Annotated in this window: 9 protein-coding genes; 1 reads left to right on the plus strand and 8 read right to left on the minus strand. The window is 59.3% G+C overall.

Translation table 11 applies throughout. The features are described from left to right. Positions 1–202: 202 nt before the first annotated feature. On the minus strand, positions 203–1006 hold the full coding sequence (gene icmH / locus N805_RS02090) for a type IVB secretion system protein IcmH/DotU (RefSeq protein ID WP_019470580.1): 804 nt from the start codon (positions 1004–1006) through the stop codon (positions 203–205). Positions 1007–1022: 16 nt separating this feature from the next. Beyond that, positions 1023–2786 (minus strand): type VI secretion system baseplate subunit TssF, encoded by a 1764-nt coding sequence (gene tssF, locus N805_RS02095; RefSeq protein WP_019470581.1) that lies wholly within the window; start codon positions 2784–2786, stop codon positions 1023–1025. Positions 2787–3075: 289 nt separating this feature from the next. On the opposite strand from tssF, the gene tssM reads away from it, so the two are divergent. Then, the gene (gene tssM / locus N805_RS02100) at positions 3076–6753 is read left to right on the plus strand and encodes a type VI secretion system membrane subunit TssM (RefSeq protein ID WP_026034362.1); all 3678 of its coding nucleotides are present in this window, start codon (positions 3076–3078) and stop codon (positions 6751–6753) included. A gap of 72 nt (positions 6754–6825) precedes the next feature. Here the strand turns inward: tssM and tssK are convergent, their stop codons facing one another. The 6 genes from tssK to N805_RS02125 form a co-directional block, all read right to left on the minus strand. Continuing rightward, positions 6826–8160, minus strand: a complete 1335-nt coding sequence (gene tssK / locus N805_RS02105; protein WP_019470583.1) for a type VI secretion system baseplate subunit TssK — start codon at positions 8158–8160, stop codon at positions 6826–6828. 25 nt (positions 8161–8185) lie between these two features. After that, complete coding sequence (tssJ, locus tag N805_RS02110) at positions 8186–8968, minus strand: type VI secretion system lipoprotein TssJ (protein WP_019470584.1); 783 nt, start codon at positions 8966–8968, stop codon at positions 8186–8188. Then, entirely contained in the window at positions 8965–9537 is a 573-nt protein-coding gene (locus N805_RS02115) for an FHA domain-containing protein (protein WP_019470585.1), read from the minus strand. Before N805_RS02115 ends, tssJ begins: the two co-directional genes overlap by 4 nt. Then, entirely contained in the window at positions 9534–10502 is a 969-nt protein-coding gene (tssG, locus tag N805_RS02120) for a type VI secretion system baseplate subunit TssG (protein WP_046811345.1), read from the minus strand. The genes N805_RS02115 and tssG overlap by 4 nt, the downstream gene beginning before the upstream one ends. 285 nt (positions 10503–10787) lie before the next feature. Beyond that, positions 10788–11453 (minus strand): S8/S53 family peptidase, encoded by a 666-nt coding sequence (locus N805_RS29510; RefSeq protein WP_230685697.1) that lies wholly within the window; start codon positions 11451–11453, stop codon positions 10788–10790. Positions 11454–11701: 248 nt separating this feature from the next. After that, the gene (locus tag N805_RS02125) at positions 11702–12379 is read right to left on the minus strand and encodes a DsbA family protein (protein ID WP_019470587.1); all 678 of its coding nucleotides are present in this window, start codon (positions 12377–12379) and stop codon (positions 11702–11704) included. Positions 12380–12989: the final 610 nt, after the last annotated feature.

Genomic DNA, 12989 nt, shown 5'->3' on the forward strand with positions numbered 1-12989 from the left:
AGCCGGACGCGTTATGGAACGCGCGGCGTAAGTGCACTCAAGACCGTAGCGAGGAATCCGTTCCAAGTCGCCGCAGAGGCTTCCTAAATAGCTGTAGGAAGTTTCTTTAAATACGTTGCTTATCGTTTTATGGGCAAAGCCGTACTTGCTGCGCTAGTGGGCGCAGTGACTATTGAGTCAAGTCAGTTCGGTGCGATCGAACTTAGGGCTGCAGCATGGTTTGCAGCGAATCCAGAACTTGCTGAGTGATGCTGTTGAGCCGGGCGGTGAGGTACACATATACACCCGTACAAACCACGCCCATGATCACCCACGGTGTCCACCAGGGCCATTGGCGATGCATGCGGTAGTGGCGGGGCGCGACATTGTTCAATGGGTCGGTCAGGCGATGTGACCCTGGCTCAGGTCCGCGCAGCTCGACGATCCGGTCATGGACACGGTTGAGCCACACTTCCAGTTCGTCGTCGCCATGGGTCTGGTTGGCGTACTTGCCTCGGTAACCGAGGGCCAGGCACCAGAACAGGAACACAAACAGGTCATAGCGTCCTTCGGGGGCCTCAAGCAGGCGTTCGAGCACACTGAAGAATTTCTCGCCGCCCCGAGTCTCATCATGGATAACACTGAGCAACGACTGGGCTTTCCACGGGGAGTCGCGTCCCCAGGGGGTAGCCATGACGGCCTCGTCGACCACGCAGCACAGGCAGTAGGAGAACACCACGCGGTCGCCCTCATCGCAGTGCTCGAGCTGTCGCACCTCTTCGACCATGACGTGGATTTGGTTTTTCACGTAGGCGAACAGCTGTTCGACGTGCTCATAGCGTTCGGTGCCCTCCAGGCGAACGACGAGGCCAAGCAGGGGGGAGGCGATGTCGAGGATTGGGTTGTTGGTGTTGGAGCGGGTTTCGAAGCCCAGCCTGTCGACCTGAGGGAAAAGCTCGCTGATCGGCGGTGACTCCCGCGTATCTTGCTGATCTTTGTCATACGTTTTGTTGGATGCAATGCTCATAAGGGGGACCTCCTGGTCACATCACTGGCTGCCGCCCCGTCCGGGCGGGCCATAGCTGGCGGTTTGCGTTGGCGGTATTGATGATCTGCAGTTGATGAAACGAACAGGTGCTGGCGTACAGCGCCATGAAGTGGGACAGCACGTTACCGAACAGCTGCATCTCGCCCTCGCACTCGAAGCCGGCAGGGTCGATGTGCAGGGTGGTGCGCATGCCGCGCACGGGCACGCCTTTGATCAGCCAGTCATAGGGCTCGCTGTTCACCTGTTTGATGGCGTTCAGCCGCTGTGTGGTCCTGCGCGCTTGTTGCAAGTCGTGTGCCCCGACAAAGTCGTAAACGCGCAGCACCGAGGCCAGGGCGGCAGGGGAAGACAATGAAAGGTTGTTCAGAGCCAGGTTGGAGATCAGCGCCCAATGGCGATCACCGTGGCCACCGCTCTGTAGCATGGGGGGATAGCTGCGGGTGGGACGGGTCAGGTTTCGATAGGTAACGAACGAGGGCGTGTTTTGTGACGTCACATCGACATCACCCATGTTCAACTGCTGCGCCAAGGCGCCGTTACTGCAGGTCAGGGCGATGTTCAGGACCTCTTGCTGCCCGTGATAGGGCGCAAGGTTGTGCTGCACCAGGCTCAGCCGGTGCTGCACCTTGTCGTTGATCGGTTCGTGCTCGATATCCAGTTTGTAAAAGCGCGATGGCGGCTGTTCGGCCAGCGGGAAGCCGCGGTCCAGTGTTTCGAATGGCTTGAAATCCTGTACATGATCCTTTGATCTCTGGTGCTGGCTGCTGACGCGATCGATGCTGAAGATTTCATCCTCTAAGCGGTCCCGCCGACCTGCGCGCACGGTTTCGGCGATTGTCTGCTCAGTCAAATGAATGGGGTCGGCCGAGCGGCTGAACAAATTGATGGCAGGTGCGCAGTTGAGCAGGATTGTCGACGAGTCGATCTGAATATCCGGTGGTAGGGGGGCGTTGAAACGGAATTCCAGCTGGATGTGCTCAGCCGCCTCATCCGGCCAATAGCGCTCAAGCCCGTCGATGCGGAAGCCGTAAAACCGCTCGGGGAAGCAGAAGAACTCCTGCAGGATGCGGTAGCCATCCAGATGCTCTCCGGGGCTGGGTAGCAATGCTTCATCTACCCCGAATCCGACGAACCGTACCGAGGCCGGCAGCGCGAAGCGGTGCTGGCCAACGTGAAGATAGAGCGTGGCCAAGTGCAGCGACAGCCATTGATAGAGGGTCAGTGCGTTGTGGCTGCCCCCCGCCAAATGAAAGCACAGGTGATCGCACTTCATGCGCCGCAGTGGCTGCTCGGACAATGCACCCAGGTCAATGCGAACCACGGGCGCTTCGGCGCTGGGTTGTGTGGTGATCTTGCGGATTTCCAGCGGCGCGATGGCGAGATCCGTGCAGGTGCGAAACTCGCAGCTCACGTCGTCAACGGGGCGCGAGAACACCGGGGTGCCTTTGGGCAGTAGCTGGGTTTCGCTGAGTGCGTGATCGACAGGCTGGAACTGCATCAGTGTTGCGCTTGGCAGGGGGCGCAGAAAGTTGGGATAGAGCAGCTGCAGGAGCGGGTGGGTAAGCTCGGGCAGGTGGTCTTCAATCTTCATGGACAGGCGAGCGGTGAGGAAGGCAAAGCTTTCCATCAGGCGTTCGGCGTCCGGGTCTGAGGCCGTTCGACCCAGGACGCCCGCCAGGCGCGGATCGTCCTCGACCACATCGTCGCCTAGCGTTTGGAGGTGTTGCTTTTCCTGTGCGAACCAGTCTTTGAACTTCATGTTTATTGTTCGCCTGCTCTAGCTGGCGCAATACGCGCTAATAAATAAGTTGTTTAATGTCGTGGGTGTAGGAAAGTTCCTACGAGCCTGCGATTTGATGTGCTTCAGTTGGGGCTTCTATTATTTTTCTATGGTAGATGGGACGGCTCTGTCTGCAAAGAAAGTGTTAAATAGTATTTCTTGAATGTTGCCGTTGAATAGTGTTTTACAGTGCTGCTACTGTCTTTTGTGGCACGCACCGGGAGGGTGCATCACATCATCGGATATGCAGTCGGTAAGGTTTGCCACTATGAAAGTGAAACAGGACAACCTGCTGCGGGCTTTATCGCTGTTGCAGCGCCAGGCAATGCCCGTAGTTGTCGTCGCCGTAGTACTCGGTATTGCCGCCGGAATAGTTTGGCTATGGGGATGGGGGCCTGAGTGGCGGTGGCGGTACCAGCAGCCTCTGGCTGATCTGCCCGTGCGCATCGCGGCCACGGTGCTGCTCGCGGTGGTGCCGCTGCTGGCCTGGAGTGTGCAGGTACACCGGCGCAACCGCTCAATCTTGCGTGAGCAGCAACGCCAACAGCGCGAAGTGCAAGATCCCTGCCTGGTGTACGAGCAAGCCCAGCAGCGCTCGCTCGACAGCAGCCTGGCTCGCTTGCTAGATAACCAGGGCGGGAGTCGGCATCGTTACGAGGTGCCGTGGTACCTCATTCTTGGCGAGGAGAATGCAGGTAAGTCGAGCTTCGTCAGCCGTTCGGATCAGCGCTTTGCACTGACCCGCACCGAGCGCAGTGCAACCCAACGCGTCAGCATCGACCCTGACTTGGCGTTTGGCATCGACTGGTGGATTGGTGATGACGCGGTGCTGATCGACCCCCCGGGCGAGTTCATCAGCCAGCCGGAACGACCGGTGCCGGTTGCCGAGCCCGTAAGGCCGCCGTCAGCCAGTGATGCTGACAGTGAGGGGGAGACGACAGAGGGGGCTCAAGAACCAGCGGCGAGGGCCGAACCTGCCGAGTCTATTGGCTTGCCCCCTCGCATTGAACGGCGTCTGTGGCAGCACATGATTGGGTGGCTTGCGCAAAACCGCAGTCGGCGCCCCCTCAATGGCGTGGTCCTGCTGGTGGATATGGTCAAGCTGTTCGGGCAATCAGCCAAGCAGCGACGTGATCTGGCATTCGTATTGCGGGCTCGGCTGACGGAGCTGGGCGCTGAGTTGGGGACACGCTTGCCGCTGTACGTGGTGATGAGCAAGTTCGATTTGCTGGAGGGCTTCGAAGAACTGTTCGCCCAGCTTCCGGCTCGTGACCGGGAAGAAGTGCAAGGCTTCACCTTCACCCTGGAATCTGTGAAAGACTTCGACGCCTGGCTGGAAGAGCTGGCTGCAGCCTATCTGAGCTTTATCGAGCGGCTGGGCAACCAGCTGATGAGTGCCACGGCCAACGTGCCTCATATTTCACGCAAGAACACCTACTCGCTGCTCAAAGAGCTGAGCGGTGCGCAGAGCATGTTGCTGAGTTTTCTAGGCGATGTACTGGGCAGTGATCGCTACTCCACCCCAGCCTTGGTGCGTGGCCTGTATTTTTCTTCGGTCTACCAGCGCGGGGAGGTACGCAACCTGCTCGCAGATGCGTCTGCCCGCGCTTTTGCCTTTACCCCTCCCGCGCTGTCGACCAAACCGCAGGGCACTTCGGTGGTGTACTTCGCGCAGCAGCTGTTGCAACGCGTGGTGTACCCCGAGGCCGGGTTGGCCGGTGATAACCAGAAAGTCGTCCAGCACAAGGCGCGGCTGTTGAAAGGCGGGGCAGTGGCGGCTGGTGTGTGTGGGCTGGTCATGGTCAGTGGCTGGCTGTACTTCTACAGCGTCAATCGCGACAAGGCGCAGCACGTGCTGGAGAAAAGCCACGCATTCACCAACACCAGCACAGACGCCAAGGGCGATTCGACAGGCCGCAGCCTGTTGGTGCCGCTGAATGAAATTCGCGATGCAGTCAGCCTCTATGGCGACTATCGCTCGGGCTGGACCGTGTTCACGGACATGGGGTTGTACCAGGGCAAAGCCATCGGCCCGCAGGTGGATCAGGCTTACCTGAACGCCTTGGCCCGGCGCTTTCTGCCAGCGATTGCGAGTGGGCTGGCCGCGACCATCAAACAAGCCGTTCCTGGTAGCGACGCGCAGCTGTCGGCTTTGCGCATCTACCGCATGATCGAGGATCGTGGCAACCGACGACCCGAGCTGGTCGAGCAGTGGATGGCCCGTGAATGGCAGAAAGCGTATCCGGGTCAAGGCCAGCTGCAGGCCGCGTTGATGCGTCACCTGACGTACGCGCTGACCTACGCGGATGTCGAGCTGCCCGAGTATCGGCAGGTCGTCGCCGAGGCGCAGCAGCAGTTGCGCAAGTTGCCGCTGGCCCAGCGTGTCTACATCAGCCTGAGGCAGCAGGCTCAGGAGCAACTGCATGGCGAACTGGACTTACGTAACGAGATTGGCCCAGCCTTTGATATTGTCTATGTGCCGCTGGCCGAGCGCGATCACCAGGCGGCGGTCGATGCCAACCTGGCCTTGGCCCCGTTGCTAACCGCGAGCGGATTCCGCGACTATTTTGACCAGCAAAGCCGGAACGTGGCCGACCTGGCGCTGATCGATCAATGGGTACTGGGGGAGCGTCGGACCCTCGACTATTCCGACGTGGATCGTCAGGCCCTGACCGAGCGCCTGCGCGCCTTGTACAGTGCTGACTACATCGACAGCTGGCGGCGGGTACTGAACCAGTTCTCGGTCACCGAGTTCGCCGACCTTACCCATGCGTTGAGTGTGCTGGAGCAAGTAACGGGGCCGGCCGCTCCAATGCGCCGATTGCTGGAAACGGTGCGCAGCAACACCCTGATCTATCCGCAGGTCGCGGACAGCGAGAAGCAGTCAGCGGCCGACCAGCAAGGTCGCGTCCAGGCCATGGGCATCTACCGGTCTTTCGCTGGCCTGTCCGGGATGCTCGATGTCCAGGGTGACAAGCCGTCGTTCTATGACGAGACGTTGCAAGCGATCAGTGCCGTCTATGACTACGCGAAGGCGGTGCAGGACAATCCAAATCGCGGCAAGGCGGCGTTGGCGGTGGCCTTGAGCCGCTTCTCAGAAAAAGAGCCTGACCCCATCCGCAACCTGCAGCGCATTTCCACCGGGTTGCCGGAGCCTTTAAACCGGCATGTTCGCCAATTGGCGGAGCAGACCTCTCAGGTGTTGATGGTCATGGCACTGCGGGAGCTGGAACAGCGCTGGGACGCAGAGGTGTACAGCGTCTACCAGGAGCGCCTGGCGTCACGCTATCCCATCGATCCGGCCGGGCCGGATGTCTCGCTCAAGGACTTTGAAGCCTTCTTCGGCCCACAAGGGCAGCTCAAGCGCTTCCAGGACCAGTACCTCACGGTGTTCCTCAAAGACAACCTCGATGCGCTGTACTCCAGCGCCAACGATGGGTATCTGGTTCGTCCGCAGGTCATGAGCCAGCTCAAACAGGCAGAAGCCATCCGTAACGCGTTCTTCGACAACCGCGGCGAGTTGAATGTGAGCTTCGGGCTGGAGCCGGTGGCCATCAGCAACGGGCTGCGCGGCAGCGTCTTTGGCCTGGATGGTCAACTGCATGCGTTCGCAGATCGGGGCAAGGAGCCAATCGGCATGACGTGGCCAGGCCCTGCTGGGGAAAGCGGGCATAGCCGGGTCACCTTGGTGCAAGCAGCGGGCACTACTGTCAGCCAGGGCTATCACGGTCCCTGGTCGTTCTACCGCTTGCTCAGCCAGGGCGGATTGAACGCCCGAACGCTTACCAGCGTCGATCTCAGCTTCAAGATTGCCGGCGACACCGCGCGCTATAAATTCCACGCCACGGGTGCGAACAACCCCTTCACGCGCCCGCTTTTCTCAGGCTTCGCCCTCCCGCAACGGCTACTGCGTGAAGGCATTGCCCATGAAGTCGCTGAGCGGTAGGTGGTCGGCAGGACAAAGAAATCCCGATGCCAGTGCCCTGGATCGGGATTTTTACTGGGCTATGACACAATTTCAGTCCGGCCTGATCGCCCAGAACTGCATCTCCAGATTTGGGAATTGCCCGGCGATATGAAAACCGAAGCCACTGGCCTTCTTGAACTGCTGCCAGCTTTCATGCTGCCGGTCGAGCTCGAAGTAGACGAAGCCGGAGTGATGGGGCAGGTAGCGGGGTGTGACCAGTTGCGGGATAAGCGGTACGCCGGGCATCTGTAGTTGGATGAAATGTGGTAGTTGCTCGATGGACGTGACCTTGCCTTGCTGCTGAAACTTCTTGCGCAGTTCCTCGGCCGGCAGGTCGGCCCGCACCGCCAGGATAAAGGTCGCATACTCCAGCAGTTTGCGCTCGTGCAGGGTTGCGGTCAGGACGCCGTACTGTTGCTCCTGAATCGGCAGCGACACGGCACGTGGTTGCAGGATGGTGCTAAGCGATCGGCGCAGGGTTTGCTCCAGCATGAGGAATGAGCCAGCCAGGTCATCGTGTTGGTAGGCGGGGTATTCCAGCGGCAGCCGGCCATCGTCGGTGAAGGTCGCCAGCTCACCACAGGCTTGCTCCAGGGCGATGTGTAACTGCTCAGGGTGCACGTTGCGGCGGCGTGCCAGGTGATGGAAATACGGATGCAGCCGATTCAGCGCCTGTAACAACGCGAAGTCAGTGACATCTGCAATACCGGACTGCCCCGGTGAGCAAATGCGCTCTGCGAGGTTGCGCGCACGTTCACGCATCAGCTGTGACGCTTCTTCCAGGAAGCCCAACAGGGCGGGCGCGGCCTTGAGTGAGAGGCTGGTGGGGTAGCAGCGCTGATCGAGTAGCACGCTGCCGTCGGGGCGTTTGTCCAGCACCTTGGTCATGGCCAGGCAGCTGTAGGCGCTGTTGTCATCGTCCTGAAGCTTGATCTGCAGGTTCGGAACGGCGACATCGAGTATCGTCGAGTCGCCACTGCCACCATGGTTGTCCATGACTGGCACACCCTTGGCAATGAACCGGCCGTCCACGTCATTATCGGGCCAGCGTACCTGCGCTGCGCCGGTTGCATGCAAGGGCAGGGCAAGGAACACGACCTTGTTCGCGACCCCGGGCGGGATTTCCAGCGGCGCAGGCGCAGGCATGTCACCAGGAATGTCGAAGACCGTGCCGTCGGGCATCACGCCACGGGCACGGGTGATCGCAATCTTTCCAAAGCTCAGGTATTCGGCGTTCAGTTCCAGTTCGCTGAACCCATAGAACGCATCGTTCAAACTGGAGACACGTTGTTGCAGTGCCGATTCGGCGGCGTAGGCCATTTGTTGAAAATGCTGGGGTTTGACGAACAGGCCTTCCTTCCACAGGACGGCGTTGCGGGAGCTCATAAGTTTCTACCTTTAATGGATGGCGTTATGGGTCACGGCGTAATTCGCTGTCGTGCCGAAGCTCGACGCCGTTGTTTTCGAAGTGAACATGTACCGTATGGTTGTAACCGCGCGGCTGGATGCGAACGGTGTCCTTCCAATTGCCTTGGGGGTCATCGGCCAATCGAGCGATGACCGCGATGTAGCGAGTGCGTTCGTTGAGTTCTTCATGTTCGATGAACTTGAAATGGCCTGGCATCAAGCGGTAGTCGTCGACGCTGATCAACGTGGTACCCAGGGCTTTGTCCAGGTCTTCTTCAACTTGCTCATAGGTGGCATCCAGCAACAGTGAGTCATCTCTGAGCTGCAGGATTTTGAAGGCGATGGAGGATGGGGGTTGCCGCTGTGGCTTTTGGCTGGTCTCCAGGGGCAGGTCGGGCACAATGGCCGTGTAGCTAGCCAGTGCTGCAGGCCCATTCGCCTCGTTGATGGCTCGCTCTCCCTCGATAGACGCGGGGTAGTTTTCCTGCAACTGTTCGGCCAGTGAACTCAGCTTTTCAGTCAGCCCTTCTGCATCTGTGGCATCCAAGCTTGCCGTGAGCTGCCCTAAAGGGGCTGGCGATGCAGTTTGTGCTTTTGCGACAACCTGTGTTGCCGGCAGGGGCGCTGGCAGGTCTACGGCATATAGGCTCAGGCCCAGATGGCTGATGTCTTGATTGGGGCCGCCGATAGGCAGCGTCGGGTCCGCCAGTACTTGGTAAATCTTGCTGATCGATGTGCATCCATTGAGTGCCAGGCAGACGAGCAGCAAACCGATGGGCCTGTTCATCGCACCTCCTCGCCGAAGATTCCAGCGATCGCCGGGTCAATCCGGCCGTGTGCGGCCTTGTCGAGATAGGCCAGCGGATCGCGCTCATCCTCTGCCTCAGGCGCCGAGGTGCGATGAACGCACACTGTTTCGGTAACCGGAGCACCGAGCACCTGAAGCGGGCACATCACTTGTGTATTTTGTAATGGCGAGAGCGGGTTATGGGCGCCTGAGTGCTCTGGCGTCTGCTCATCCACGCTGAGCAGGCGGATGGCAATGTGGTAGTCACCGATCTGCAGCCTGTCATTGTGTCTGAGGCGAATGCGCGTGCCTGGGAGCAGCACGGTGTCATTGTCATTCATGAAGCTGTCGCCACTGTGGTCGATGACGCAGAAGTGCCCTTCATGCCAAATGATTTCGCAGTGCACTGGCAGGATGCGGGTCGCGCGATCATGCAGCCGCCAAGCGCCCTGACTGCCGATGGTGCCCCCGGCCCGATCAAATCGATGCAGCGGCTCGCTGCCATGTAACAGCCTTTGCGGATTGAGGACGGTGAGGGTGATGCTGACGGGGAGAACATGTGTACTCATGCACGTACCGTGATGCGGATGGGGGGAGGTGTGGGGGCTTTGCGGTCAGCAATGAAGCTGGTCCAGCCCAGGTGGGTACCATGCTCGGCTCTGAGGCTGAAGGGCGGTGCTTCCTCGGCGCGCATGCGCAACTGCAGGTCATACGCCCCGACATCGCGTAGCAAAAAATCCACCAGCCGGGCCAGGCGGTGGTAGTTGTCGCCGCTGGGGAGAAATGCGCGGAACTGCTGCTGATCCAGGCCCGCGATCACAATGGTGAATTTGCTGCTGCGTGACTGGGCGCTGCCGCCCACCAGGAAGTTGTCGTTGAGCGCGCAGTTGCGCGTGCCCAGCCCGTTGCGTTGCGACTGCGGAATCAACACGGTGCGTTTCTCGAACTCGCGGATGCTGACTTGTTGCAGGTCGAAACAGTGCGCGATCATCCCTGCCACCATGCCGGGTGAGCGGCTGCGGCTGGCGATCATGCCGACAAAGCTCAGCAACCGGCTCCAGGGCAGCGGGGTGGCGCCACGCAGCGCTGCATCTTCCAGGCCGATCATGGCGAAGATGTAACGGGAGAAACCGTCTGTCGCGCCCGGCTGGAAGCGCCGGTAGTAGCGGTACTTGCGCCAGCCCTGGTGCAGCAGGGTATGCAGGCGATGGTTGAAGAAGTCGAGGAATGCTGGGCGCAGACCAATGCCCTGTGCGTGCTCGTAAGCAATATCGTCAAGGTAGTAGCTGGGCAGGGGGGAATCGGTGCCATGCAGACCGAGAAACGTCGCCTGGACCCGGTAGCGGTCATCGCCTATGCGATCTGCACGCAGCACGTCGGCGACAGGGAACGCGAGACGTGGCGTTACGTTCAATCGCAATCGCCGGCGCGTTTCGCGAGAGGGCGGTCGCTGCTCCAGATCATCGCCGTGCAGTTGATGCAGCAGTTCCAGCAGCTGGAAGTACGAGTACTGATGGGCCTCATTCAACACAATGTCCGCCGCAGGACGAACGTGCTGTTTGTCTGATTCATCGTCCACGTGAAGTTCTCAAGTCGTGAGGGTTCAAGAGACTTGCCCCTTGCATGCTAATTTTTTGTAGGAATAGTTACCGCAATAAGCTCACTAGTTAAACAAGGTGCGAGGGCAATTTTTCCTAACTAAAGAAAAACCATGCATTGAGGGAGCGCTCTCGGTCGAGCACAGAAGTGTAAGGAGATGTTTGCTTATTGCCGCTGGATCTCAATTGCGCGGGAGGCGGTATTATGTAATCCGCTTATGCTATTTAGACAACTCACCACGACCATCTTCAGCCATCAGTGAGTGACGCTTGCTCTTGACCGCAAGTGCCAACGCTTGATACATATCCATCCGTGCGAACTGTTCCACCGTACAAGCACCATTGTTCAGGCAAGCATCAGCTCTGATCGGTCGCGTCGGCCCAATGCGGCTTGCCTGATCAGCTCTGGCAACCATCGGCAATGCACTCTGGCGCAACAGGTCCTTGATTTGTAGTGGAGTGAGATCAGGGTTGATGGAAATCATCGCAGCGACCACGCCAGTGACTAGCGCTGCTGCATACGAGGTGCCGCAGCCTACGCCACGCCCGACCCACCCTACGGTTGGTTCAGGGGGATTCGGGCATGCGGCAGCACTGATGTCGATACGAGGGCCAACATTGGAGCTGCGACGAGGCACGGCGAAACGAGGGTCAGCAACATCCACAACCTGGCCACTTCGCTGATGCCCACCGACCACTCCATCGATCACTACATTTGGATGTCCCTGATTTGTACCTCGCACATGCGCGCACCACTGTTGAAAGCCGCCGCTATGGCTACGACTAGAGGGTGCGAGATCATCTATTCGTAACGTGTCGAATGCTTCAGCCCCGCAGGTCATGAGGATCGCCGCCCAGGCCGATACATTCAAAATTCGTTTGTTCATTTCTGCCACTTCCCTACCGCTGTCAGGAAGTGCCCGAAGTACCTTCTTCTGATTCGCTCAGGTCAGCTTCCTCTCTGACCCTGACCCTAAATCGCTTGGCTATGTCTGCCTACTGGCAAAAATGTCAGTTCCGCGCAAGCGGCTCCGCCAACGCGGCCGGTTCTGCGCGGTCGAGAAATATTCCCAGGGGTAGGTCCACCCACGTCCATTGTGCGCACCGTTATTGCTGCCCTGTACCAGATACCGGACTACCTGGGCATGTCGCTGGTCACATCAGCAGGCATTTTGGAAAGCTCGGGTGCGCTCAACAGGTCTACTGCGGACAGCAACGCATCGGGTTCGATGGGGCCTTCCAGGATCAGGGTGTGCTGGGTGTGATTGTCGATCAGGCGCAGGGTTGGTGTGGCGTTCAATCCGTTGTGCAAGGCTGCCGCTTGCTGAGCTGCCACGGTGAGGGCTGCCTGCTCGTCTGCCAGGCAGCGTTGCAGTGAAGGATTGGCCCCAGGGTAGGACGTGCCAGCAGCCAACCCCTGGCCCTTGCCCTGGGTATGCAAGTAGACCCACACCACTGCTCCCCAGAACCCCTCACGGCCTTTGAACTGGCCCACGCACTCAGCCAGCCGCGCTTCGCGACTGGCCGCAGGTTCGGGCTGCGGTAATGGCAGGTTATGCCAAGCCAGGTTGACGTGATCGTTGGTGACGATCCAGCGCTGCAGTTGCGGCAGGTAGACCCGGCAATGCGGGCATTCGAGGTCGGCGTAGAGGGCGATTGTGAAGCGTGCTTCGGGATTGCCATAGATCCCCGGTGGGCTGTCATTCGCAGCGGAGCGCAAGGGTAGCGGTAGCCACCAGCACAGCGCCAGACCCGCGATGGTGAGCCAACCGCAGGTCCATTTCAGGTTGTGTGCCGGTATCCGTTTGCGCATGGTGCCGCTCCTGGCAGTCCCAGGTAAAAGGGCTCGATACCGTGGGCCCGGTCGTCATCCTGGGCCTTGCGGATCGCCCTATCGGGACCGCTGTTGCCGTGTTGCTGCATGACGATATGACGGGTGTTTTTGTCCTCAGGTTCCGTCATTGTCAGGGCCAGTTAGAAACTCGGCAGCCTTTCGCGGGCTCGCCCACACAGATATAGCGTATTCACGCACCGCACGCGCAACCTGTGGGAGCGGGCGAGCCCGCGAAGGGCCGCAACGCGGCCCCAAATTGCTTTATGCCTTCTAAATGTGATCCTTCAATTATTCCCTGCGCTTGAAGACGAGTTCCATGTCATAAGGGGCCACTAATGACATGCACAAGCGTGACGTTTCTGACGGGACGCAACGGCGACCTGTTTGATAGGCGCTAGTGCCCATCCATTGGCAATGGCCATCAGTTTCTCATCAAGATTGTTCGGTGGATCTTCATCATAGTGGCTGGGAATGTATTCCGGGTGATTGTGATGGTGGTAGCTGATGTGGGAGCAGGCGAAAAACCGGACTCAGCTGTCACCCTGAGGCATTGGTGTGCCGTTGTTAAGTCTGGTGAGCAAGTTCTTCG

The organism is Pseudomonas putida S13.1.2 (genome assembly GCF_000498395.2).
GTDB lineage: Bacteria > Pseudomonadota > Gammaproteobacteria > Pseudomonadales > Pseudomonadaceae > Aquipseudomonas > Aquipseudomonas putida_Q.